Genomic DNA, 22,857 nt, shown 5'->3' with positions numbered 1-22,857 from the left:
CGTCGGCGTCGGTCTACTTCGTCACCGCGTCCAGCGCGTCCGTGATGCCCCAGCCGTAGAAGCCGTTGCGGTTCTTCGACCCCTCGCACACCGCGTCGATCTTGCCGTCGCTGTTGATGTCGTACGGGTCCGTGCACGGCGTGGCGTCGGCCTCGGCGTACAGCAGGGCCTTCACCAGGGCCGGCGAGGCGTACGGGTGCGTCGACTTGATCAGCGCGGCGACGGCCGCGACGTGCGGGCTCGCCATCGACGTGCCGGCCATGTAACCCCACTTGCCGCCCGGCAGAGTGCCGAGGATCAGACCGCTGGTCGCGGGCGGCGCCGGCGTCTGGTAGGCCGTCGAGTCGCCGCCGGGCGCGGCGATGTCGACGACCCCGAGGCCGTGGTTGGAGAAGGACGACTTGATGCCCTTGGCGCCGGTCGACGCGACCGTCACGACACCCGGAAGCTGGGTCGGTATGTCCAGGCACTCCGACGGGTCGATCACCCGGTCCGAGGGCGTCGCGTCGTTCGGCGAGACCGGGTCGGTGATCTCGTCGGCCGCGAGGTCGTAGTTCTCGTTGCCGGCCGCGGCGACGTTGACCGCGCCCTTCTTCTCCGCGTACTTCGAGGCCCGGGAGACGGCGTCCACGAGCGCCTTCTGGTCCGGGTCGTTCTTGCAGTTGAAGTACCAGGGGTCGGTGTAATAGCTGTTGTTGGTGACCTCGACGTCGTGCGTGGCCGCCCACATGAAGCCGCAGACCACCGCCTCCGTGTAGAAGTAGCCGGCGGTCGTGGACACCTTGATGCCGGAGACCTTCACGCCGGGCGCGACACCCGTCATGCCGACGCCGTTCTTGGCGGCGGCGATCTCGCCCGCCACATGCGTGCCGTGCGGGCTCTCGGAGGCGCTCGGCCGCCACGCCCCGTCGGTCGTGTCCGGTTTGCCCGTCACGCAGTTGACGGACGCGGCCCGGTCGAAGTTCGGCGCGATGTCGGGGTGGGTGTCGTCGACACCGGTGTCGATCACGGCGACCGTCACCTTGCTGCTGCCGAGCGACTTCTCGTGCGCCTTGTCCGCCTTGATCGCGGGCAGGTCCCACTGGAGGGACTCCAGCGGGTCCTGCGCGGCGGTGGCGTCGGCCCGGGCGTCGGCGGCCTCCGCCGCGCTGAGCACCTTCGGCGCGCCCAGGTCGGTCGTCGACTGGGCGGGCAGCGGCGCGTTGCGGGTGTTGCCGGCCGAGTCGACCCCGCGGACCGTGCGGATCGTCTTGGCGAAGTCCGGGTCGGACGAGTGGACGACGATCACGCCGATCTGGTCGTACGACGTCACGATCGTGCCGCCCGCGGCGGCGATGGCCTTCTTCACCTGCGCGGAAGGCCCGTGCCCGGGGCGGACGTTGACGACGTAGCTGAGCGCGGTCGCGTCCGCCCCCGCGGCCGGGGCGAGGACGTCGTTCACGGCGCCGGTGACGCCGGCCACGGTACCGGGCACGTCGGCCGCGGTGGCCGTGTTGGGCAGGAACGCCACAGCCGTGGCCATGGCCATGCCGAGCGGAACGGTGAGCGCGCGCCGGTGGCGCGGGTGAGGCCCTGTCATGGTGTGTCTGTCTCCAGTTCGTTCGGGATACGAGCGGACCGTGCGGGGGGTCGGGACGTTCCGCGGGGCGAGGCGCGGGCGCCGGGCTACTTCACCGCGCGCAGCGCGTTGACGACGCCGTACCCGTAGAAGCCGTTGACGCGCTTGCCGCCCTCGCACACCGCGTCCGGCGTGCCGTCACCGTTCTGGTCGTACGACTCGGGGCAGCCCGGGTTGTCCGCCTGGACCTTCAGCAGCGCCTGGAGCTGGGCCGGGGTGGCGTACGGGTGCCTGGACTTGAGCAGCGCGGCGACACCGGCGGCGTGCGGCGAGGCCATCGACGTGCCCTGTAGGAAGGCGTACTCGCCGTTCGGCATGGTGGACAGGATGCGGCCGTTCTTCGACGGCGTGTCCGGTATCTGGTAGAGCCGGTCGCCGCCCGGCGCCGCGACGTCGACGACGCCCTTGCCGTAGGTCGAGTAGTACGACTTGAGGTTCTTGACGCCCGTCGCGCTGACCGTGACGACACCCGGCAGCTGCGTCGGCACGTCGAAGCACTCGTGCGGGTCGATCGTCCGCGTCACCGGCGTGGAGTCGTCGGGGCTGGAGTCGTCGACGATCGCGTCGGAGTCCAGGTCGTGGTTGGAGTTGCCCGCCGACGCCACGTTGAGCGTGCCCTTCTTCTGGGCGTACAGCTGGGCCCTGTTGACCGCGTCGACGATCGCCTTCTGATCGGGGTCGTCCATGCAGTTGTACAGCCACGGATCCACGTAGTAGCTGTTGTTCGTGATCTCCACACCGTGGTCGGCGGCGAACACGAAGGCACACACGACGCTCTCGGGGTAGAAGAGGCCGTTGTCCGGGTCGCTCACCTTGATGCCGGACACCTTGACGCCGGGGGCCACCCCGGCGACGCCGATGCCGTTGCGGGCCGCGGCGATCTCACCGGCCACGTGCGTGCCGTGGTAGTCCTCCGCGGTGTACGGGCGCCAGGCACCCGCGCTGGTGTCCGCCACACCGCCGACGCAGTTGGCCGACTGGGAGGCGGAGAAGTTCGGGGCGAGGTCCGGGTGGGTGTCGTCGACGCCCGTGTCGATCACGGCGACGGTCACCTTGCGGCTGCCCGGGTTGATCTTCGCCGCCTTGTCGGCGCCGATCGCGCGCAGGTCCCACTGGTCGGCTTCCAGGGGCTCACTGTCCGGCGTGGCGGCGGAGGCGCTCGCGGCCTTCGCGGCCTGCTCCTTCGACAGGAACTGCGCCGCGCCCTCGTCGGTCGTCCCCGCGGCGGTCAGCGGCGTGGTGCGCGTGGCGCCCGCCGACTGCACCCCGCGGAACGCCCGCATCTGCCGGGCGAAGTCGGGGTTCGCGGAGTGGACGACGATCACGCCGATCTTCTCGTACGTGGTCACGACCGTGCCGCCGGCCGCCGGGACGGCCTTCTTCACCGCCGCGATCGTGCGGCGGTCCACCTTGGTGTTGACCACGTAGGCCAGGCTGGGCGCGTCGGCCGCCGGCGCCGCGCTCGGCGCGCTCGGGGCGGCCGAGGCCACCGCCGGCAGGAAGCCGAGTGAGGCCGTCAGCGACAGCACGACGGGTACGGCGAGGGCCAGTCGGCGTCTGGAACGCAGATGAGCCATGGGGTCTCCACATCATCCGGAAAACGAAACCGGCCCGAGGCACAGGTGATCGCCCGGGCAGGTACATGACGGGTGGTGCAGGCCCGAAGCTATCTGCCGAAGTCGCTGGCCAGCAATGACTTACCCGAGGTGACTTCGGAAAGACGCCCTCGTTGTTGAACCGGCCCTCGCGCGCCGCCGTGACCTTGAGCAGGGAGCGCGAGGACACTCGCCCCCGATCCCCGTCACAACCGCATCCGCAACGCGAGGAGACTCCGTGGCCACCGACGCACCGCCACCCTCGAAAGAGCAGCACCGGCTCCCCTCACCCGAGGAGTTCACAGCGGTGCACGAGAGCGCGGAGTTCGGTGAACTGCGCCGCTCCTACCGCTCGTTCGCCTTCCCGCTGACCGTCGGCTTCATCGCCTGGTACCTGCTCTACGTCCTGCTGTCCAACTACGCGGGCGGCTTCATGGGCACCAAGCTCTTCGGCAACATCAACGTCGCCTTCGTCCTCGGCATCGCCCAGTTCGTCACCACGTTCCTCATCGCCTGGTGGTACTCGCGGCACGCCGCCGCCAAGCTCGACCCCAAGGCCGAGGCCATCAAGTCCCGAATGGAGGGCGGCGCATGAGCCCCGTACAGCAGACCTTCCTCGCCGCGGGGGAGGCCGGCGAGCACCGGCCGCTGATCATCTCCCTGTTCGCGGCCTTCGTCGTCGCGACGCTCGTCATCACCGTCTGGGCCGGCCGCCAGACCAAGGACGCCGCCGACTTCTACGCGGGCGGGCGCCAGTTCAGCGCCTTCCAGAACGGCCTCGCGGTCTCCGGCGACTACATGTCGGCCGCGTCCTTCCTCGGCATCGCCGGAGCCATCGCCCTCTTCGGGTACGACGGCTTCCTCTACTCCATCGGCTTCCTGGTCGCCTGGCTGGTGGCGCTGCTCCTGGTGGCGGAGCCGCTGCGCAACTCCGGCCGCTACACCATGGGTGACGTCCTGGCGTACCGCATGCGCCAGCGCCCGGTCCGCACGGCGGCGGGCACCTCCACGATCGTCGTGTCCATCTTCTACCTGCTGGCCCAGATGGCGGGCGCGGGCGTCCTGGTCTCCCTGCTGCTCGGCATCACCTCCGACGCCGGCAAGGTCCTCATCGTCGCCCTGGTCGGCGTCCTGATGATCGTGTACGTGTCCATCGGCGGCATGAAGGGCACCACCTGGGTCCAGATGGTCAAGGCCGTGCTGCTCATCAGCGGCACCATCCTGATCACCTTCCTGGTGCTGCTGAAGTTCAACTTCAACATCTCCGACCTGCTCGGCACGGCCGCCGAGAACAGCGGCAAGGGCACCGCCTTCCTGGAGCCCGGTCTCCAGTACGGCGCGACCGGCACCACCAAGCTGGACTTCATCTCCCTCGGCATCGCCCTGGTGCTCGGTACCGCCGGCCTGCCGCACATCCTGATCCGCTTCTACACGGTGCCCAACGCCAAGGCCGCCCGGAAGTCCGTGAACTGGGCCATCGGCATCATCGGCGGCTTCTACCTGATGACCATCGCCCTCGGCTTCGGCGCCGCGGCGCTGATCTCCCAGGAAGAGATCATCGAGTCCAACCCGTCCGGCAACACGGCGGCGCCCCTGCTCGCCCTCCACCTCGGCGGCGTCGACTCGGCCTGGGGCGCCATCCTGCTCGCCGTGATCTCGGCGGTGGCCTTCGCGACGATCCTCGCCGTGGTCGCCGGCCTCACCCTGGCCTCGTCGTCGTCCTTCGCGCACGACATCTACGCCAACGTCATAAAGAAGGGCAAGGCCACCGAGAAGCAGGAGATGAGGGCGGCCCGGCTGGCGACCATCGGCATCGGCGCCGCGTCCATCCTCCTGGGCGCCCTCGCCCGCGACCTGAACGTGGCCGGCCTGGTCGCCCTCGCCTTCGCGGTCGCGGCCTCCGCCAACCTGCCGACGATCCTCTACAGCCTGTTCTGGAAGCGGTTCACCACCCAGGGCGCCCTGTGGTCGATCTACGGCGGCCTGATCGTCGCCGTCGGCCTGGTGCTGTTCTCACCCGTGGTCTCCGGCGACCCCAAGGCGATGTTCCCCGACGTCGACTTCGCCTGGTTCCCGCTGAAGAACCCGGGCATCATCTCCATCCCGTTCGGCTTCCTGATGGGCTGGCTCGGCACGGTCCTGTCCAAGGAGGAGCCCGACACCGCCAAGTTCGCGGAACTCGAGGTGCGGTCGCTGACCGGCACCGGCGCGCACTGAGCCCGCCGCCCCCGGTCCGTCCCCGCGGCCGCGTCGTGGATCCCTACGGCGCGGCCGCGCCCTGTCCCGTCGGATCGGGCCCTGTCGTTGTCGGTGGGGTCGCGTAGGCTCGCAGGTGTCGGAAAAACCTGTGATTCACGAGGGAGGGGGCCGCATGCTCATCGACACCTACGGCCGGGTGGCCACCGACCTGAGGGTCTCGCTGACCGACCGGTGCAACCTGCGGTGCACGTACTGCATGCCCGAGGAGGGCCTGCAGTGGCTGGCCAAGCCGGACCTGCTCACGGACGACGAGATCGTCCGCCTGATCGACATCGCCGTCACCTCCCTGGGCATCGAGGAGGTCCGCTTCACCGGCGGCGAGCCGCTGCTGCGCCCCGGCCTGGTCGGCATCGTCGAGCGGGTCGCCGCTCTCGAGCCGCGCCCCCAGATGTCCCTCACCACCAACGGCATCGGTCTCCAGCGCACCGCGGCGGCCCTGAAGGCGGCCGGCCTGGACCGGGTCAACGTCTCCCTGGACACCCTGCGCCCGGACGTCTTCAAGACCCTCACCCGCCGCGACCGCCACCAGGACGTCATCGCCGGCCTGCACGCCGCCCGTGACGCCGGCCTGACCCCGGTCAAGGTCAACTCGGTCCTGATGCCGGGCCTGAACGAGGACGAGGCCCCGGACCTGCTGGCCTGGGCCGTGGAACACGACTACGAGCTGCGCTTCATCGAGCAGATGCCCCTGGACGCCCAGCACGGCTGGAAGCGCGACGGCATGATCACCGCGGGCGACATCCTCGCCTCCCTGCGCACCCGCTTCGAGCTCACCGAGGAAGGCTCCGAGGAGCGCGGCTCGGCCCCCGCCGAGCGCTGGCTCGTGGACGGCGGCCCGCACCGCGTCGGGGTCATCGCCTCCGTCACCCGCCCGTTCTGCGCGGCCTGCGACCGCACCCGCCTGACGGCCGACGGCCAGGTACGCACCTGCCTGTTCGCCCGCGAGGAGACCGACCTGCGCGCGGCCCTGCGCTCCGGCGCACCCGACGAGGAGATCGCCCGGATCTGGCGCCTGGCCATGTGGGGCAAGAAAGCGGGTGCCGGCCTGGACGACCCGGCGTTCGTCCAGCCGGACCGGCCGATGTCGGCGATCGGCGGCTAGGGCGCCGTCCACTCCGCCAGCAGGACGACGTCCTTCAGGAAGCCCCGGACACCGAGGAACTGTGACAGGTGTTCCCGGTGCTCCTCGCAGGCCAGCCAGGTCTTGCGCCGCTCAGGCGTGTGGATCTTCGGGTTGTTCCAGGCGAGGACCCACACGGCGTCGGCGCGGCAGCCCTTGGCGGAGCAGATCGGGATCTCGTCACTCACAGGTTCGTCTCACAGGAACGGTGCACACGCGCGCTGAGCGCGGCGGAAAAGGTCCGTACAAAGGCGACGCCGAGCAGCCACGGGGGGAGCTGCCCGGCGTCGGTCCGTCGCTCCGACGGGGGATGCGGAGCGCCTACGAAGTATGTCACGGGTCACCCGCCGCCCGGCACTGGAACAACATGATTGATCTGAGCTTTTCTTGAGCTTGGCGGGGGCCTGACTTCCGGTTGCGAGGCGCCCACCGGGGGCGCGTCATGATCACGCCCGGCCGTGTGGCTCGCGCTCCGCGCCCGCTGCCGGTTCGCTCGCCCTGTCCTCCGGGGCGGGTTGCGTCGAGTCGTCGTCCTCCCGCGCAGGCATGATCATCGGCGGCAGCGGAGCGGTGACGAACGTCGACGGGAGCGACGGCGCGTTCTCCCGTCCGGCGTTGGCGATCACCACGGCGACATAGGGCAGGATCGCGCCGAGCACCAGGGCGACGATCGCGACGTGCCGTTCCACGTTCCACAGCGAGAGCGCGAGGATCACCGAGAGCGTGCGGACCGTCATCGAGATGACGTACCGGCGCTGCCGTCCCCGTACGTCCTCCTGGAGGCCCGTCCGGGCGCCGGTGATCCGGAACACCTCGGTGCCGCCACCGGCATGCTGCTTCCGCATCACATTCCACCATCCGCCCGCATCGGACCCTCGCCACCCGTACCGGGACCGCCCCCGGTCGGAGGACGGGACCCGGACAGCTTCCACGGTACGCTCCGGCTGCGTCGCCTACGAGACCGGGGCACCTCCACCCCGCACGGACATCCTCGGGCATACCGCGTACGGCGGTACCCGGCATGCGGCGTAGAGCGGGCGGGCCGACACTGGGCGTAATGCTCACGTAGCGCCGTACGAGGAGGCATCCATGGGCTGGTTGTGGGCGATCATTGTGGGATTCGTGCTGGGTCTGATCGCGAAGGCGATCATCCCCGGCAAGCAGCACAGCCCTCTCTGGCTGACCACCATCTTCGGCATTCTCGGCGCGATCGTCGGCAACGCGATCGCCCGGGCGGCCGGGGTGGAGGCCACGTCCGGCATCGACTGGATGCGGCACCTGTTCCAGCTGATCGCCGCGGTCGTCATCGTCTTCCTGGGGGACATGGCGTACATGGCGACGCTCGGCCGCGACAAGCGGAGAACCTGAGGGCCCACAGGGGGAAGGGGGTGGTCTCCCGGCCGGGAGACCACCCCCTTCCCCCTGTTCCGGAGAGAGTCCTGATCAGGAGTGCGCTCCGCTCAGGAGGGTGTGACCGCCACCGCCGCCAGGCTCTTCTTGCCCCGGCGCAGCACCAGCCAGCGTCCGTGCAGCAGATCCTCCGCGGCCGGGACGGCGTCCTCGGCGGTGACCTTGACGTTGTTCACGTAGGCACCGCCCTCCTTGACCGTGCGGCGCGCGGCCGACTTGCTGGCGACCAGGCCGACCTCGGCGAACAGGTCGACCACCGGAGGCAGCTCGGCGACCTGGATGTGCGGCACCTCGGACAGGGCCGCGGTCAGCGTCCGCTCGTCCAGCTCCGCCAGCTCGCCCTGGCCGAAGAGCGCCTTCGACGCGGCGATCACGGCGGCCGTCTGGTCGGCGCCGTGCACCAGGGTCGTCAGCTCCTCGGCCAGCGCCCGCTGGGCGGCCCGGGCCTGCGGACGCTCCTCGGTCTGCTTCTCCAGTTCCTCGAGCTCCGCACGGGACCGGAAGGACAGGATGCGCAGGTAGGTGGAGATGTCCCGGTCGTCCACGTTCAGCCAGAACTGGTAGAACGCGTACGGCGTCGTCATCTCCGGGTCGAGCCAGACGGCGCCGCCCTCGGTCTTGCCGAACTTGGTGCCGTCCGCCTTGACCATCAGCGGCGTCGCCATGCAGTGCACCTCGGCGTCGGGCTCCAGCCGGTGGATCAGGTCGAGACCCGCCGTGAGGTTGCCCCACTGGTCGCTGCCGCCCTGCTGGAGCGTGCAGCCGTACCGCCGGTACAGCTCCAGGAAGTCCATGCCCTGGAGCAGTTGGTAGCTGAACTCCGTGTAGCTGATGCCCTCCTGGGACTCCAGGCGCCGGGCGACGGAGTCCTTCGTCAGCATCTTGTTGACGCGGAAGTGCTTGCCGATGTCCCGCAGGAACTCGATGGCCGACAGGCCGGCGGTCCAGTCCAGGTTGTTGACCATCACCGCGGCGTTCTCGCCCTCGAAGGACAGGAACGGCTCGATCTGCGCGCGCAGCCGGGTCACCCAGTTCGCGACCGTCTCCGGGTCGTTCAGCGTGCGCTCCGCCGTGGGACGGGGGTCACCGATCTGACCGGTCGCCCCGCCCACCAGCGCCAGCGGACGCAGGCCCGCCTGCTGGAGGCGGCGCATGGTGAGGACCTGCACCAGGTGGCCGACGTGCAGGCTGGCCGCGGTCGGGTCGAAACCGCAATAGAACGTGACGGGACCGTCCGCGAGCGCCTTGCGCAAAGCGTCCTCGTCGGTGGACAGGGCCCACAGGCCGCGCCACTTCAGCTCGTCGACGATGTCCGTCACGGTTCTCGTATCTCCTTGGATCATGCTCGGGCGGTCGAGTGACAGCCGACTACGAGGTTATACGCCCTGACTGACAGAGCTCATGTTGAAATCGGGGATGCGCAGGGCCGGCATCGCGGCCCGGGTGAACCAGTCGCTCCACTCCCTCGGCAGCGTCTTCTCCGTGCGCCCGGCCTCGGCGGCCCGGCCCAGCAGGTCCACCGGCGACTCGTTGAACCGGAAGTTGTTGACCTCGCCGGCCACCTCGCCGTTCTCGACGAGGTAGACGCCGTCCCGGGTCAGCCCGGTCAGCAGCAGCGTCGCCGGGTCGACCTCGCGGATGTACCACAGGCAGGTCAGCAGCAGCCCCCGCCCGGTGTTCGCGACCATCTCCTCCAGGGAGGTGTCCTCGCCGCCGTCCAGGATCAGGTTGTCGATCGCCGGCGCGACCGGCAGTCCGGTCAGCTCCGCGCTGTGGCGGCTGGTCAACAGGTTGCCCAGCTCGCCCTGGCGCACCCACTCGGTGGCGGTCAGCGGCAGCCCGTTGTCGAACACCGACTGGTCGCCCCCGGAGGAGTGCGCGAGCACGAAGGGCGCGGACTCCAGGCCCGGCTCGTTCGGGTCGCTGCGCAGCGTCAGCGGCAGGTCGGTGAGCTTCTCGCCGACGCGCGTGCCGCCACCCGGCTTGGAGAACACCGTGCGGCCCTCGACCGCGTCCCGGCCCGACGCCGACCACATCTGGTAGATCAGCAGGTCCGCCACGGCCGTCGGCGGCAGCAGCGTCTCGTACCGTCCGGCGGGCAGCTCGATCCGCCGCTCCGCCCAGCCGAGGCGTACGGCCAGCTCGGCGTCGAGCGCCGCCGGGTCGACGTCCTTGAAGTCCCGGGTCGAGCGGCCCGCCCACGCCGAACGCGCACGGTCCGGCGACTTGGCGTTCAGCTCCAGCGTCCCGTTGGGCTGGTCGTGCCGCAGCCGCAGCCCCGTCGACGTGCCCAGGTAACTGGAGACCAGCTCGTGGTTGGCGAAGCCGTACAGCTCACGGCCGCCCGCACGGGCGCGGGCGAACGCCTCGCCGAGCGCCGGCGCGAAGTCGGCGAAGACGGCGGAGGAGGTCTCGGCGGGCGCGTCCAGGAAGTCCGGCGACTCCGGTACGCCCGTGACCAGCGGCCGCGCGTCCTCGGCCGGCCCGGATCCGCGCGCGGCGGTCTCGGCGGCGCGGACCAGGGGCTCCAGCTCCTCCGGGCTCACGGCGGACCGCGACACGACTCCGGAGGCTGTGCCCTCCTTGCCGTCGACGGTCGCGATGACGGTGAGCGTGCGCCCGCGGGTGACACCGTTCGTGGTCAGCGCGTTGCCCGCCCAGCGCAGGTTCGCGGTCGACTGCTCGTCGGCGATCACCACACAGCCGTCGGCGCGGGACAGTTCGAGGGCCCGCTCGACGATCTCGTGCGGCTTGTTCGTACGCGGGCTCATCGACCGGCCTCCTGCGTGGTGTTGAGGATGTTGACGCCCCGGAAGAGGGCCGACGGGCAGCCGTGCGAGACCGCCGCGACCTGCCCCGGCTGGGCCTTGCCGCAGTTGAAGGCGCCGCCGAGGACATACGTCTGCGGACCGCCCACCGCGGCCATCGAGCCCCAGAAGTCGGTGGTCGTCGCCTGGTAGGCGACGTCCCGCAGCTGTCCGGCGATCCGCCCGTTCTCGATCCTGAAGAACCGCTGCCCGGTGAACTGGAAGTTGTAGCGCTGCATGTCGATCGACCAGGACCGGTCGCCGACGACGTAGATCCCGCGCTCGACGCCGCCGATGAGGTCCTCGGTGGACATCCCGGCCGGGTCCGGCCGCAGCGACACGTTGGCCATGCGCTGCACGGGCACGTGTGCGGGGGAGTCGGCGAAGGCGCACCCGTTGGACCGCTCGAACCCGGTCAGCCTCGCGATCCTCCGGTCCAGCTGGTAGCCGACGAGCGTGCCGTCCTTCACCAGGTCCCAGGACTGGCCCTCGACGCCCTCGTCGTCGTACCCGATGGTCGCCAGGCCGTGCTCGGCGGTGCGGTCGCCGGTGACGTTCATCAGCTCGGAGCCGTAGCGCAACTTGCCCAACTGGTCGAAGGTGGCGAAGGAGGTGCCGGCGTAGGCGGCCTCGTAGCCGAGCGCGCGGTCCAGCTCGGTGGCGTGCCCGATCGACTCGTGGATGGTCAGCCACAGGTTGGACGGGTCGACCACCAGGTCGTACACGCCCGCCTCGACGCTCGGCGCGCGCATCTTCTCGGCCAGCAGCTCCGGGATCCGCGCCAGCTCCGCGTCCCAGTCCCAGCCGGTGCCGGTGAGGTACTCCCAGCCGCGTCCCACGGGCGGCGCGATGGTCCGCATCGAGTCGAACTCGCCGCTCGACTCGTCCACCGACACGGCCGTCAGCTGCGGGTGCAGCCGCACGCGCTGCTGTGTGGTGACGGTCCCGGCGGTGTCGGCGTAGAACTTGTTCTCGTGCACGGTGAGCAGCGAGGCGTCCACGTGGTTGACGCCGTCGGCCGCCAGCAGCCGCGCGCTCCACTCGGCCAACAGCGCCGACTTCTCCTCGTCGGGTACCGAGAACGGGTCGATCTCGTACGACGAGATCCAGGTCTTCTCCGCGTGCACGGGTTCGTCGGCCAGCTCCACCCGCTCGTCCGACCCGGCCGCCCTGATCACCTGGGCGGAGAGCTTGGCCATCTGCACGGCCTGGGACGCGACCTTGGCGGCGGCGTCCAGGGTCAGGTCCACCCCGGACGCGAACCCCCACGTCCCGCCGTGCACCACCCGCACCGCGTACCCGAGGTCGGTGGTGTCCGACGAGCCCGAGGGCTTGGCGTCCCGCAGCCGCCAGGACGCGCTGCGCACGCGCTCGAAGCGGAAGTCCGCGTGGTCCGCGCCTAGCGCACGCGCGCGGGCGAGCGCGGCGTCGGCCAGGGCGCGCAGGGGAAGCGCCGTGAAGGCTTCGTCGATCGTATGAGGCACCGAGGTCTCTCCTTGTTGTCGTGACCCGTGGTTGCTCCGATCATGTCGTGCCGTCCCGCTCGCGGACCACACGTTTGCGACCGGCCTCCGCATCTTTCTGTAGGGACCCGACAGTGCGGCCCCTGCGCCACTGTGGGCGCCCGATTGTCCGAGTCCGGGCCGGGACCGATAGGTTTTCTGGGAAGCCGCCTGTCATCCAGGTGTCCGGGCGGGTGTACCAGACCGCTATCGAAAGGGTGATCCGTTGAGCCGCTCGGTTCTCGTCACCGGAGGCAACCGGGGCATCGGCCTCGCCATCGCCCGCGCGTTCGCCGACGCCGGCGACAAGGTCGCCATCACGTACCGCTCGGGTGAGCCGCCGGCCGGCTTCCTCGCCGTCAAGTGCGACATCACCGACTCCGAGCAGGTGGAGCAGGCCTACAAGGAGATCGAGGCCGAGCACGGCCCGGTCGAGGTGCTGATCGCCAACGCCGGCGTGACCAAGGACCAGCTGCTGATGCGGATGTCCGAGGAGGACTTCACCTCGGTCGTCGACACCAACCTCACCGGCACCTTCCGGGTCGTCAAGCGCGCCAACCGCGGCATGCTGCGCGCCAAGAAGGGCCGCGTCGTCCTGATCTCCTCGGTGGTCGGGCTGTACGGCTCCCCGGGGCAGGCGAACTACGCCGCCTCCAAGGCCGCCCTCGTCGGCTTCGCCCGCTCCCTCGCCCGTGAGCTGGGATCCCGCAACATCACCTTCAACGTCGTCGCCCCCGGCTTCGTCGACACCGACATGACGAAGGTCCTCACCGACGAGCAGCGCGCCGGCATCGTGGCGCAGGTGCCGCTCGGCCGGTACGCGCGGCCGGAGGAAGTCGCCGCGACGGTGCGGTTCCTCGCCTCGGACGACGCCTCGTACATCACTGGAGCCGTCATCCCCGTTGACGGCGGACTGGGAATGGGTCACTGATCACCATGAGCGGAATTCTCGAGGGCAAGCGCGTCCTGATCACCGGTGTGCTGATGGAGTCCTCCATCGCCTTCCACACCGCGAAGCTGGCCCAGGAGCAGGGCGCCGAGATCATCCTGACCGCGTTCCCGCGGCCCACCCTGACCGAGCGCATCGCCCGGAAGCTGCCGAAGCCCACCAAGGTCATCGAGCTCGACGTGACGAACGACGAGCACCTCGGGCGCCTGGCCGACATCGTGGGCGAGGAGCTCGGCGGCCTCGACGGCGTCGTGCACTCCATCGGCTTCGCGCCGCAGGACGCGCTCGGCGGCAACTTCCTCAACACCCCGTTCGAGTCCGTCGCCACCGCCATGCACGTCTCGGCGTACTCCCTGAAGTCGCTGACCATGGCCTGCCTGCCGCTGATGCAGAACGGCGGCTCCGTCGTCGGCCTCACCTTCGACGCCCAGTACGCCTGGCCGCAGTACGACTGGATGGGTCCGGCCAAGGCCGCCCTGGAGGCCACCAGCCGCTACATGGCGCGCGACCTGGGCAAGCAGAACATCCGCTGCAACCTCGTCTCCGCGGGCCCCATCGGCTCGATGGCCGCCAAGTCCATCCCGGGCTTCGCGGAGCTCGCCTCCGTGTGGGACGACCGTGCCCCCCTGGAGTGGGACCTCAAGGACCCCGAGCCGGCCGGCAAGGGCGTCGTCGCCCTGCTGAGCGACTGGTTCCCGAAGACCACGGGAGAGATCGTCCACGTGGACGGCGGTCTGCACGCCATCGGCGCGTGACCGCTCCCGCGGGACCCCCGTACGACGCCTGACCTGGCCGTACGACGTCCTCGCGCGACCTCTCCGCACGCCTTCCGCGTACGCCTCCCCGGCAGGTCGTCGACGCCCCGTCCTCCGCAGCGCGCGGGGAGCGGGGCGTCACTCGTTCGGATCACCCGGCCGGGCGGGTGAGGACCGCGACCGGGCACCCTGGAGTAGGCGTTCACCACGCGCCTTCCTCCCCAGCCCGGCCGAGGAGGTCCCCTTGTGCACCTGTCCCGCAGCCTGGCCTCAGTGACCGTCGGCGTCTGTCTGCTGCTGTCCCTGTCCTGCGAGTCCTACGAGGCGATGCCGCACGCGCGCGTGGAGGCGCACCGGGCCGCGGCGCCGGAGCCGTTCGGGGCCACGTGCCGCAGCCGGGTCACCGGCTCCCAGGTGACCGCGTACTGCCACAACCCCTATCCGCAGGCCGACCGCGTCCGCCTGCACATCGAGTGCGAGCGCTGGTGGGACGTCGACAGTGACGGGGCCCCGGTGGTGGCCGGTCCCGCGCAGACCGTGCGGCTGACCGGCCGCTGCTGGAAGGAGGTCCGCTCGGTGTGGGTCAGCCACAGCAGGCAGGCCCACTTCAGGCAGGAGCGCTGAACCGGCCCGGACGGCACAGGAACGGGTAGCCGGCGGCCTCCGTGGCGGCCGTCGTGGCGTCGCCCGCGCGGATCGCGTCGACGAGCCGCGCGTGGTCCATGTGCGTCTCCGGCGTCAGCTCCTCGCCGATGTCCTCGCGCAGCCAGTCGCGCAGTACCTCGCCCAGATCGGCGTACATCGCCGACATCACGTCGTTGTGGGAGGCGGCCACCACCGCCAGGTGGAAGGTCGCGTCCGCCGTCACGAACGCCTCCGCGTCGCCCGACTCCCAGGCCTCCTCGCGCCGCGCCAGGAGCGCGTCGAGCTGTTTGAGGTCCTTCTCGGTGCGCCGCGCGGCGGCGAGCCGGGCGGCGGACGACTCCAGCGTGGACCGCAGCTCGGCGATGTGCCGGGGATCAGCGTCCGCGAAGCGGCGGTGCATCACCCCCGCCAGCTCGCTGGTCGCCACGACGTACGTGCCCGAGCCCTGACGGATGTCCAGCAGGCCGTTGTGCGCCAGCGCGCGGACGGCCTCGCGGACGGTGTTGCGGGCGACACCGAGCTGCTCGACCAGCTCGGGCTCCGTCGGGATCCGGGCCCCCACCGGCCACTCGCCCGAGGTGATCTGGTGCCGCAGCGCGGCGATGACCTGCTCGGACAGTGCCGACCGGCGGGGATGGCTCAGAGGCATGGCACACCTTCGCACAGGCGGGGCCGGAGCGGGCGACCCGGGAATGGACCCGTAATCATCCCATGATTCTATGATGGGCGGCATGGCACGTGAGGGCACCCGGACGACGAAGCACACGGACGTACGCGATGCGGTCGTACGGGGTCCGGCCGTCGGCGCGGGCGGTTCGGCCGCCGAGCCGAGCGGTTCGGCGACCGGCGGACGCGGATCGGCCGCCGGTGACTCCCGGGGGGACGGCATCACCAAGGGGCCGGGCCCGGGCACGCGCGCGTGGACGACCCGCCTGGTGGTCGTCGGCATCGTGCTGTCCGCCCTCAACCTGCGCCCCGCCATCACCAGCCTCGGCGCCCTCCTCGAAGAGGTCCGCGACGGGCTCGGCATGAGCGGCGGCACGGCCGGACTCCTCACCTCCGTCCCCCCGCTCTGCTTCGCCCTCTTCGGCATGACCGCCCCGCGGCTGGCCCGCCGCTTCGGAGCGGGCGCGGTGGTGTGCGCGGGCATGACCGCCATCGCCGCGGGCCTGCTGATCCGGCCCTACGCGGGCGGTACGGCCGGGTTCCTGGCCGCCAGCGCCCTGGCCCTCATGGGCATCGCCGTCAGCAACGTCCTGATGCCGGTCATCGTCAAGCGCTGGTTCCCCGACCGGGTCGGCTCCATGACCGGCCTGTACTCGATGGCCCTCGCCCTCGGCACCTCCGCCGCGGCCGCCGTGACCGTCCCGATGACCCGGGCACTGGGCGGAAGCTGGCAGTCGGGACTCTCCGTGTGGGCCGCCTTGGCGGCGGCGGCCGTGCTGCCGTGGATCCCGCTCGTACGGGAACGGGGGCCGGCGCCGGCCGAGCGGACACCCGCGCGCGGGCGGCCGTCGGCGGAGCGGGCACCCACGGGCGAACAGCCGTCGGCCGCGCTGCGGATCACCAGGAGCCGTACCGCGTGGGCGCTCGCCGTCTTCTTCGGGCTCCAGGCCACCGCCGCCTACATCACCATGGGCTGGATGGCGCAGATCTTCCGGGACGCGGGCGTCCCCGCGGGCACGGCCGGACTGCTGCTCGCCGTCACGATGGTGATGGGCGTGCCGCTCGCCTTCGTCATCCCGCGCGTCGCCACCCGGCTGCCGCACCAGGGGCCGATCGTGCTCGCGCTCGGCGTCTGCGGTCTGGCGGGCTACACCGGCCTGTACCTCGCGCCGGCCGGCGGCGCCTGGGCCTGGGCCGTGCTGCTCGGCGTCTCCAACTGCGCCTTCCCGCTCGCCCTCACCATGGTCGGCATGCGGGCCAGGACCGGCGCCGGCGTGGCCCAGCTGTCGGCCTTCGCGCAGAGCACCGGCTATCTGATCTCCATCCCGGGGCCGCTCCTGGTGGGGGTGCTCTACGAGAGCAGCGGCGGCTGGGGGCTGCCGATCGCGCTGATGACCGCCCTGATGATCCCGCAGATGGTCGTGGGCGTCCTCGCGGGGCGCGACCGTACGGTGGAGGACGAGGCGGCGCGCTGACCCGGCCCGGCGCGCGTCCCGGCGGGGCAGGACGCCCCCCCCGCGGCCCTGACCCCGGGGGCGGGCCCCGGGCCGCCCCCGAAGGCGGGCTGACCCCGCCCCGGCGCGCATCCGGTCGGCAGCGGATGCGAGACTTGCCGTATGCCTGTGCTCGATCCGAACCCCCAGAACGGCCAGAAGAAGATGCTGCTGGTCTTCGGCTCGTTCTTCGCCATCTTCGTGATCATCGCCATCATCGCGACGATCGCCTCACCCTGACCGCGCGCGTGCCCGGTGTGCGCGTCCGCGGACCCATGGTGGGGCTGGCACCACCATCCCCTAGGGGGTGAGTGTCAGGGTCAACTGGGTGGATCACCGGATGGGTTGAGGGGCGCGGATTCCGTAACTTCGAGATGTGGCCGCCCGAGGCGGGCCACGGACCACTCGAAGACCAGCGGAGGCACCCATGTCGGCCCCTACGCACACCCGGCCCCACCCGGCCTCCCGGGGCGGCGTCGACATCCGGTTGCCCTGGTGGGCCCTCGCCCTGCCGACGCTCGCGTTCGTCGTGCTCCTGACGCTGATCCTTGATCCGGCGGATGCCCGGGCGGCGACCGGCGACCCCACGCTCACCCTGCTTTTCGAGCGCCTCCAGCAGCTGATATCGCGCTGAACACCGCCGGAGCGACCCGCCAACTCCCTGCGCCTCATGGCCTGTTTCATGCGAAGCTGGATCCCATGAGCGACGCAGAACCCCGCAGGATCGTCCTCTTCCGGCATGCGAAAGCCGACTGGCCACAGGTGACCGACCACGAGCGGCCGCTCGCTGAGCGGGGCCGCATGGACGCCGCAGTCGCCGGACGCAGGCTGACCGAGACCGGTCTCTCCTTCGACCTGGCCCTGTGCTCCACCGCGGTCCGGACCCGCGAGACCTGGAAGCTCGCCGTCCATGAATTCCCGCACCGGCCGAAGACGGTCTATGAAGAGCGGATCTACGAGGCCTCGCCCGGCGAACTGATCGCCGTGCTCAACGAGACCCCCGACGACGCGCAGAACATCCTCCTGGTCGGCCACAACCCGGGCATCCAGGGTCTCGCCGACGTCCTGGCCGGCTCGGCCGAGGGCGACGCCCGGGACCGGATGAGCCGCCGCGGCTTCCCGGCCGCCGCCTTCGCCGTCCTGTCGTTCAGCGGCCCCTGGAAGGCCCTGGAGCCGGGCGCGGCGACCCTCCTCGACTACTGGGCGCCGTCCGACTGACGCGACCCCCGCTCCAGGCGGAAGGGGCCCGGCGGCGCGACGGCGCCGGGCCCCTTCCGCGTACGAGATCCGGGACCGCTCAGGCCTCCTCGTGCGCGTCCGCCGCCTCGACCTCTTCGCGGGTGACGCCCAGCAGATACAGGACCGTGTCGAGGAACGGGAAGTTCACCGCGGTGTGCGCGGCCTCCCGCACCACCGGCTTGGCGTTGAAGGCGACCCCGAGTCCGGCCGCGTTGAGCATGTCCAGGTCGTTGGCGCCGTCACCGATCGCCACCGTCTGGGACAGCGGTACGCCCGCCTCCGCGGCGAACCGGCGCAGCAGCCGGGCCTTGCCCGCGCGGTCCACGATCTCCCCGGTGACCCTGCCGGTCAGCTTCCCGTCGACGATCTCCAGCGTGTTGGCCTGGGCGAAGTCGAGCCCCAGCCGTTCCTTGAGGTCGTCGGTGACCTGGGTGAACCCACCGGACACCACACCGACTTCGAAGCCCAGCCGCTTCAGCGTGCGGATCAGCGTGCGCGCCCCCGGCGTCAGCCGCACCTCGGCCCGCACCTTGTCCACCACCGAGACGTCCAGCCCCTTGAGCAGCGCCACGCGCGCGTGCAGCGACTGCTCGAAGTCCAGCTCCCCGCGCATCGCGGACGCCGTCACCTCGGCGACCTCCTCCTCGCAGCCGGCGTGCGCGGCGAAGAGCTCGATCACCTCGTCCTGGATGAGCGTCGAGTCGACGTCCATGACCACCAGCCGCTGGGCCCGCCGGTGCAGACCGGCCGAGACGACGGCGACATCCACGCCGAGCGCCGCCGCGTCCGTCACCAGAGCGGTGCGCAGGGGCTCCGTCTCCACGCCCGACACCGCGAACTCCACCGCGGTCACCGGGTACTTGGCCAGCCGGAAGATACGGTCGATGTTGCCGCCGGTCCGGGTGATCCGGGCGGCGACCGCCGCCGTCGCCTCCGCGGTCAGCGGATGCCCGAGCACGGTCACCAGGGAACGCCCCAGACCGCGCGGCCGGTTGTCACCGAGCCCGGAGATGATCTCCGCCTGCATCCTCATCGACTCCGCCCAGCTGTGGACGGTGGCCCGCAGATCGCCGTCCAGCCCGCGGGGCGGCGCGGTCACGAGCGCGCACAGCACCATCCGGCCACGGGTGACGACCTGCTCGATGTCGACCACGTCGACGGAGTAGGCGGCAAGGGTGTCGAAGAGTCCGGCCGTGATGCCCGGCCTGTCCTTCCCGAATATCTTGACGAGAAGGGTGGGGGCGTCAGAGGACAAAGTCTGCGAAGCGCTCATGGTGCTCCCACCGTATCCGGCACGCAGTGCCTGCCGCCTCCGAGGTCCGGCTGACGGACACGGAACACTGGATGGCGGGTCGGTGGCCCTGACCTTACGTCTTGACCACGAATGCGGGGTGCGGCCACCGAGGTGTCGGGGACGGACCGACTGGGCCGCCGGAGTCCGCGCGACCGGGGGTCGGGTGTGGGGCGACTGGGCGGGGGCGGGGGTTCGGACGCGGTTCGGTGGCGGGGGCCCGGGAGAGGCGCAGGGGGTGCGGCGGTGGCTGCTGGGGGGCCGGCCCGGCCTGGTCACCATGCCCGGATCAGGCCAGGTCCGCGGCGGGCCGAGGGAGGACCGTCACCGTCGTCCCCTCGGCCTTCCAGGTGGCGGGGGAGGCGGAGGTGGTGGTGGCTCGTCGTCCGGTCCGGATGTCGGGCGGTCGCCGGACGTGGGTGGGGGAGGCCGTCGGGGTGACCGGGGAGGGGGATCGAGCGGCCGGGCCACGGTGGGCGCGCCGTACATGTCGTCACCGGGTGGTGCCGGGCCGTCGGACCACGGCGCCCCGCCGGATGGCCGGTCGTCACGGGCCGCCGCGGAGTCGTCCGCCGCGTCACTGCCAGGTCCGGCGCCACTGTGGGGCGCTCCGGGCCGGCTGCCGACCGACCGGGGCCGGCCGTACGGCTGACCGGGACCGACCGCCGGGCCGGGCCCACGGCTCGCGCCGCCGCCATGGGCGGCAGCGGGGTCATCAGGGGCACGGGAGCCTCCGGCCGCCCTGGTGCCGAGGCCGGCGCCGGCACCGTCGGCCGAGCGGGGACCTGGGCCTGTTCCGTGGCCACCGCCCCACCCAGGGTCCCGCGCCGACCTGTTGTCACCGGAGTCCCAGCCCGGGCCCGGGGCCTCGCAGCCGGGGGGCCGCTCTCCGGCCGGCGGCCCGTCTGCGGGTGTCCGCCCGGCCCGGGGCTCTGGCCCTGCCTCCGGCGGACGGGCGTCCTCCGGTTCCCGGGTGCTCTCAGGCATCCGCAGATACGGATTGGTGGCCGGGTTCGGCGGCCGGTACGGCGAACCGGGGGAGTACGGCCCGGAGTCACCCGGGTACGCGCCACCGGAGTCACCCGGGCAGGCGTCACCGGGATCTCCCGAGTACGAGGAGCCTTCGCCGGCCTCGCCTACGCCCTCGGCCCTCCCGGTTCCCTCGTACACCCCGCCGGACTCCCCTGAGTGGAGCCGCCCACCCCCACCCGGGTACGGATCTCCACGTCCGCCCGGGTACGGATCTCCGGGCGCACCGTCGTAGGACCGCCCGGCCTCACCCTCGTAGGACCGCCCAGCCTCACCCTCGTACGACCGCCCAGCCTCACCCTCGTACGAGCGCCCAGTCCCACTCCCGTACGAGCGCCCAGTCCCACTCCCGTACGGTCGCTCGGGCTCCCCGGCATACGGTTCCCCGGCCCCGGCCGAGTGCCGGCTCTCAGGCCCACCCCCGTACGGCCGCCGCCCAGGCCCCCCGGCGTACGGCCCTCCCGCCCCGGGCCAAGCCGCAGCCACGCCCCCACTGCCCGGCGCACCCTCCTGCGACTGCCCGCGTCCGCTCCCGTACGGATCCGCCGGCGCACCGTCGTAGGACCGCCCGGCCTCACCCCCGTGCGGCAGCCCAGCCTCACTCCCGTGCCAACCACCCCCGGCCCCCGGCGCCCCGGCACCCCCCGCTCCCGCCACGTCACCCAGGGCCAGCGGCGCCGCCAGCCGCCCCGCCGCTCCCGTGGCGCGCGCGAGCAGTGCGCCGGTGGCTCCGGCGCCCGCGCCCCACAGGGCGCCGAGGAGCAGGGCCCCACCGAGGTGCCCGTGCAGGTCGATGCCGGCGCCGAAGGCGTCGAAACCCAGGACGGACAGCGAGGCGTCCACCGACACCTCCGTCAGCCACGCGAGCAGCGGCAGTGCCAACGCGGTCGCCATGCCCAACCGCACCGCACATCGCCCCGCGAACCGGAGTGCCCCGGGATCCCGTGCACCACCGAGCGCCCCGCCCGCGTACCCCCCGGCCGGCGCCGACGCCGTACCCGAAGCGACCCCCGCTCCCGCGGAGATCCTCGCCGCCCGGCCCCCACCAGTACCGGCCCCCGACCCGGAACCGGCACCCGCCGCCCCCGAGCCCGAACCCGCCCAGGAACCGGCCCCAGAACCGGCCCCCGCGTCGGCACCCCCCACCGCACCCCCGCCCACCCCGGCCACAGGCATCGCCACAGGCGTCCGCACAGCCGTCAGCACCCCCGCCAGCAGCATCATCAGTCCCGCCGAGACCCCGAGCAGCCACACCCGGCCGTCCAACTCGGCCAGGCGGCCCAGTGTGACGTTCTGGTCGGAGCCGCCCGCCAGGAGGTCGTCGAGGGGGTCCGGGAGGAGCCGGGTCAGTTCGCCGGTCGCCCGGCCGTCCCACGGCACGAACAGGCCGATCGGCACGCCCAGCCAGACCCCGTTCGGCGCGCCCAGCAGCGCCGCTCCCGCGACCCGCCGGGGATGGTCGTCGCCGATCGCCGCGTACACCGCCGCCGCCAACCCCGCGGCCACCGCGGTCAGCGCCACCGTGACCAGGGCGGACGCGGCCGGCCGGACCACTCGGTGCACGGCCTCCCAGCCACGCGGCAGCGGACTCCGGCGCGAGGCCAGCAGCGCGATCAGCAGGATGCCGGCCGACCAGCCGAGCCCGCCGAGCAGCGTCGGCGCGGTGTCGACGGTGAAGCCGACCGCCGCCTGCGCGTCGATCAGCCCGCCGATCTGGTCCGGCAGCAGCCCTCCGATGTCCCCGACGTCCCCGATGTCACCCAGCCCGGGGATCTCGACGCCACCGCTCCCGCCCGGCAGGTCGTCGAGTCCCAGCGCGCTCCCGTCGATGGTGATGACGTCGTGGCCCGCCCAGGCCAGTCCGCCCAGCATCGCCACGAACAACGCGACCACCGCGCCCGCGCGCGCGAGGAGTTCGGACGGCGCGATCACCGCTCCGGCCGCACGCAGGGAGCGCAGGAAGAACCACGACAGCAGCAGCCCGCCCACCAGGCTGACCCCGAGTGGCGTGATCTCGACGGCGGTCGTCGCCTCGGCGCCGGTCAGTCCGAACGCGGACACATCGCCGGACGGGGTGACGGAACCACCCGCCCCAAGGGCCACCACCGCCGCGGTCATCGGCCCCAGAGAGGCCGCCGTGTCCGCCTCCAGCAGATGCAGGCCCAGCGCCGCGGTTCCCGCCATCCCGATCAACGCCCAGCTCACCGCGGCGATCGCGGACAGCAGGATGTCGCCCCAGGGCAGCCTCGTGCCGTGCTGTGTGGTCCCGCCGTCCATGGACGCACTCATGGCAGACCCCCCGATCCGCGGCGCGGCCGAGCGGCCGCGCATGTCCCCCTCGCGTGGATTACCACTCTCCGGTCCGGTTTCAACCCCGTCAACGGAAACGGCCGAAGCGGGAGGACGCCTTCTTCACAAGGCCCGACTTTCGGTCAGGGGGCCGAGCCTGAAATAGTTCCCGACGATGTTCGACATCCCT

At 71.8% G+C, this 22,857-nt stretch carries 20 protein-coding genes and 1 pseudogene; 11 read left to right on the top strand and 10 right to left on the bottom strand.

Features of this window, described 5'->3' with window-relative positions:
• Positions 1 to 13: 13 nt before the first annotated feature.
• Together QQS16_RS11730 and QQS16_RS11725 are read right to left on the bottom strand one after the other, a co-directional pair.
• Positions 14 to 1,579 (bottom strand): S8 family peptidase, encoded by a 1,566-nt coding sequence (locus QQS16_RS11730; RefSeq protein ID WP_286061570.1) that lies wholly within the window; start codon positions 1,577 to 1,579, stop codon positions 14 to 16.
• A gap of 86 nt (positions 1,580 to 1,665) precedes the next feature.
• Positions 1,666 to 3,195 carry a S8 family peptidase gene (locus QQS16_RS11725; protein ID WP_286061569.1) on the bottom strand — a complete coding sequence of 510 codons (1,530 nt, stop codon included), beginning with the start codon at positions 3,193 to 3,195 and terminating at the stop codon, positions 1,666 to 1,668.
• A 256-nt stretch (positions 3,196 to 3,451) separates the two neighbouring features.
• Here QQS16_RS11725 and QQS16_RS11720 point away from each other — a divergent pair, with 256 nt between their 5' ends.
• The 3 genes from QQS16_RS11720 to moaA all read left to right on the top strand — a co-directional run bounded on the left by QQS16_RS11720 (position 3,452) and on the right by moaA (position 6,574).
• On the top strand, positions 3,452 to 3,808 hold the full coding sequence (locus QQS16_RS11720) for a DUF485 domain-containing protein (RefSeq protein ID WP_286061568.1): 357 nt from the start codon (positions 3,452 to 3,454) through the stop codon (positions 3,806 to 3,808).
• Positions 3,805 to 5,430 carry a monocarboxylic acid transporter gene (locus QQS16_RS11715; protein WP_286061567.1) on the top strand — a complete coding sequence of 542 codons (1,626 nt, stop codon included), beginning with the start codon at positions 3,805 to 3,807 and terminating at the stop codon, positions 5,428 to 5,430. The genes QQS16_RS11720 and QQS16_RS11715 overlap by 4 nt, the downstream gene beginning before the upstream one ends.
• 154 nt (positions 5,431 to 5,584) lie before the next feature.
• On the top strand, positions 5,585 to 6,574 hold the full coding sequence (moaA, locus tag QQS16_RS11710; protein ID WP_286061566.1) for a GTP 3',8-cyclase MoaA: 990 nt from the start codon (positions 5,585 to 5,587) through the stop codon (positions 6,572 to 6,574).
• Here moaA and QQS16_RS11705 read toward each other — a convergent pair.
• Together QQS16_RS11705 and QQS16_RS11700 are read right to left on the bottom strand one after the other, a co-directional pair.
• Entirely contained in the window at positions 6,571 to 6,780 is a 210-nt protein-coding gene (locus tag QQS16_RS11705) for a hypothetical protein (protein WP_286061565.1), read from the bottom strand. The genes moaA and QQS16_RS11705 overlap by 4 nt on opposite strands.
• 258 nt (positions 6,781 to 7,038) lie before the next feature.
• On the bottom strand, positions 7,039 to 7,437 hold the full coding sequence (locus QQS16_RS11700) for a DUF3099 domain-containing protein (protein WP_286061564.1): 399 nt from the start codon (positions 7,435 to 7,437) through the stop codon (positions 7,039 to 7,041).
• A gap of 244 nt (positions 7,438 to 7,681) precedes the next feature.
• Here QQS16_RS11700 and QQS16_RS11695 point away from each other — a divergent pair, with 244 nt between their 5' ends.
• Positions 7,682 to 7,960 carry a GlsB/YeaQ/YmgE family stress response membrane protein gene (locus QQS16_RS11695; protein ID WP_286061563.1) on the top strand — a complete coding sequence of 93 codons (279 nt, stop codon included), beginning with the start codon at positions 7,682 to 7,684 and terminating at the stop codon, positions 7,958 to 7,960.
• Positions 7,961 to 8,052: 92 nt separating this feature from the next.
• Here the strand turns inward: QQS16_RS11695 and tyrS are convergent, their stop codons facing one another.
• The 3 genes from tyrS to QQS16_RS11680 are packed head-to-tail and all read right to left on the bottom strand — an operon-like array spanning position 8,053 to position 12,293.
• Positions 8,053 to 9,321, bottom strand: coding sequence for a tyrosine--tRNA ligase (gene tyrS, locus QQS16_RS11690; protein ID WP_286061562.1), 1,269 nt, complete (start codon positions 9,319 to 9,321; stop codon positions 8,053 to 8,055).
• 57 nt (positions 9,322 to 9,378) lie between these two features.
• Positions 9,379 to 10,773 (bottom strand): TldD/PmbA family protein, encoded by a 1,395-nt coding sequence (locus QQS16_RS11685; protein ID WP_286061561.1) that lies wholly within the window; start codon positions 10,771 to 10,773, stop codon positions 9,379 to 9,381.
• Entirely contained in the window at positions 10,770 to 12,293 is a 1,524-nt protein-coding gene (locus QQS16_RS11680) for a TldD/PmbA family protein (protein ID WP_286061560.1), read from the bottom strand. The genes QQS16_RS11685 and QQS16_RS11680 overlap by 4 nt, the downstream gene beginning before the upstream one ends.
• Positions 12,294 to 12,537: 244 nt before the next feature.
• On the opposite strand from QQS16_RS11680, the gene fabG reads away from it, so the two are divergent.
• From fabG to QQS16_RS11665, 3 genes are all read left to right on the top strand, one after another.
• Complete coding sequence (gene fabG / locus QQS16_RS11675) at positions 12,538 to 13,242, top strand: 3-oxoacyl-[acyl-carrier-protein] reductase (RefSeq protein ID WP_286061559.1); 705 nt, start codon at positions 12,538 to 12,540, stop codon at positions 13,240 to 13,242.
• A 5-nt stretch (positions 13,243 to 13,247) separates the two neighbouring features.
• A complete protein-coding gene (gene fabI / locus QQS16_RS11670; protein ID WP_286061558.1) occupies positions 13,248 to 14,015 on the top strand; it encodes an enoyl-ACP reductase FabI in 768 nt (255 codons plus the stop codon).
• A 246-nt stretch (positions 14,016 to 14,261) separates the two neighbouring features.
• Positions 14,262 to 14,639, top strand: a complete 378-nt coding sequence (locus QQS16_RS11665; protein WP_286061557.1) for a hypothetical protein — start codon at positions 14,262 to 14,264, stop codon at positions 14,637 to 14,639.
• Here QQS16_RS11665 and QQS16_RS11660 read toward each other — a convergent pair.
• Complete coding sequence (locus tag QQS16_RS11660; RefSeq protein WP_286061556.1) at positions 14,623 to 15,309, bottom strand: FadR/GntR family transcriptional regulator; 687 nt, start codon at positions 15,307 to 15,309, stop codon at positions 14,623 to 14,625. The two genes, QQS16_RS11665 and QQS16_RS11660, sit on opposite strands and share 17 nt — an antisense overlap.
• 70 nt (positions 15,310 to 15,379) lie before the next feature.
• On the opposite strand from QQS16_RS11660, the gene QQS16_RS11655 reads away from it, so the two are divergent.
• The 4 genes from QQS16_RS11655 to QQS16_RS11640 all read left to right on the top strand — a co-directional run bounded on the left by QQS16_RS11655 (position 15,380) and on the right by QQS16_RS11640 (position 18,037).
• On the top strand, positions 15,380 to 16,801 hold the full coding sequence (locus QQS16_RS11655) for a CynX/NimT family MFS transporter (protein ID WP_502963779.1): 1,422 nt from the start codon (positions 15,380 to 15,382) through the stop codon (positions 16,799 to 16,801).
• A gap of 141 nt (positions 16,802 to 16,942) precedes the next feature.
• Complete coding sequence (locus QQS16_RS11650) at positions 16,943 to 17,059, top strand: SGM_5486 family transporter-associated protein (RefSeq protein WP_086023195.1); 117 nt, start codon at positions 16,943 to 16,945, stop codon at positions 17,057 to 17,059.
• A 187-nt stretch (positions 17,060 to 17,246) separates the two neighbouring features.
• Positions 17,247 to 17,453: a hypothetical protein gene (locus tag QQS16_RS11645; protein WP_286061554.1), complete on the top strand. Its 207-nt coding sequence runs from the start codon at positions 17,247 to 17,249 to the stop codon at positions 17,451 to 17,453.
• A gap of 65 nt (positions 17,454 to 17,518) precedes the next feature.
• Positions 17,519 to 18,037 (top strand): SixA phosphatase family protein, encoded by a 519-nt coding sequence (locus QQS16_RS11640; RefSeq protein WP_286061553.1) that lies wholly within the window; start codon positions 17,519 to 17,521, stop codon positions 18,035 to 18,037.
• 79 nt (positions 18,038 to 18,116) lie between these two features.
• On the opposite strand, the gene serB is transcribed toward QQS16_RS11640, so the two are convergent.
• Entirely contained in the window at positions 18,117 to 19,331 is a 1,215-nt protein-coding gene (serB, locus tag QQS16_RS11635) for a phosphoserine phosphatase SerB (protein WP_286061552.1), read from the bottom strand.
• A gap of 1,731 nt (positions 19,332 to 21,062) precedes the next feature.
• Positions 21,063 to 22,667: pseudogene (locus tag QQS16_RS11630) on the bottom strand (streptophobe family protein); the annotation flags it as partial.
• Positions 22,668 to 22,857 lie beyond the last annotated feature (190 nt).

Source organism: Streptomyces sp. ALI-76-A, from assembly GCF_030287445.1.
Classification (GTDB): Bacteria; Actinomycetota; Actinomycetes; order Streptomycetales; family Streptomycetaceae; genus Streptomyces.
The sequence above is the reverse complement of the archived record's forward strand: the minus strand, read 5'-3'. Positions and strand labels throughout refer to the sequence as shown.

Excerpts from the sequence above, each read along its gene's own strand:
- QQS16_RS11715 (WP_286061567.1), top strand. The coding sequence starts at position 3,805 with ATGAGCCCCGTACAGCAGACCTTCCTCGCCGCGGGGGAGGCCGGCGAG.
- fabI (WP_286061558.1), top strand. The coding sequence starts at position 13,248 with ATGAGCGGAATTCTCGAGGGCAAGCGCGTCCTGATCACCGGTGTGCTG.
- QQS16_RS11695 (WP_286061563.1), top strand. The coding sequence starts at position 7,682 with ATGGGCTGGTTGTGGGCGATCATTGTGGGATTCGTGCTGGGTCTGATC.
- QQS16_RS11655 (WP_502963779.1), top strand. The coding sequence starts at position 15,380 with ATGATGGGCGGCATGGCACGTGAGGGCACCCGGACGACGAAGCACACG.
- moaA (WP_286061566.1), top strand. The coding sequence starts at position 5,585 with ATGCTCATCGACACCTACGGCCGGGTGGCCACCGACCTGAGGGTCTCG.
- QQS16_RS11730 (WP_286061570.1), bottom strand. The coding sequence starts at position 1,579 with ATGACAGGGCCTCACCCGCGCCACCGGCGCGCGCTCACCGTTCCGCTC.
- QQS16_RS11660 (WP_286061556.1), bottom strand. The coding sequence starts at position 15,309 with ATGCCTCTGAGCCATCCCCGCCGGTCGGCACTGTCCGAGCAGGTCATC.
- QQS16_RS11700 (WP_286061564.1), bottom strand. The coding sequence starts at position 7,437 with ATGCGGAAGCAGCATGCCGGTGGCGGCACCGAGGTGTTCCGGATCACC.
- QQS16_RS11650 (WP_086023195.1), top strand. The coding sequence starts at position 16,943 with ATGCCTGTGCTCGATCCGAACCCCCAGAACGGCCAGAAGAAGATGCTG.
- serB (WP_286061552.1), bottom strand. The coding sequence starts at position 19,331 with ATGAGCGCTTCGCAGACTTTGTCCTCTGACGCCCCCACCCTTCTCGTC.
- QQS16_RS11640 (WP_286061553.1), top strand. The coding sequence starts at position 17,519 with ATGAGCGACGCAGAACCCCGCAGGATCGTCCTCTTCCGGCATGCGAAA.
- QQS16_RS11685 (WP_286061561.1), bottom strand. The coding sequence starts at position 10,773 with ATGAGCCCGCGTACGAACAAGCCGCACGAGATCGTCGAGCGGGCCCTC.
- QQS16_RS11645 (WP_286061554.1), top strand. The coding sequence starts at position 17,247 with ATGTCGGCCCCTACGCACACCCGGCCCCACCCGGCCTCCCGGGGCGGC.
- QQS16_RS11725 (WP_286061569.1), bottom strand. The coding sequence starts at position 3,195 with ATGGCTCATCTGCGTTCCAGACGCCGACTGGCCCTCGCCGTACCCGTC.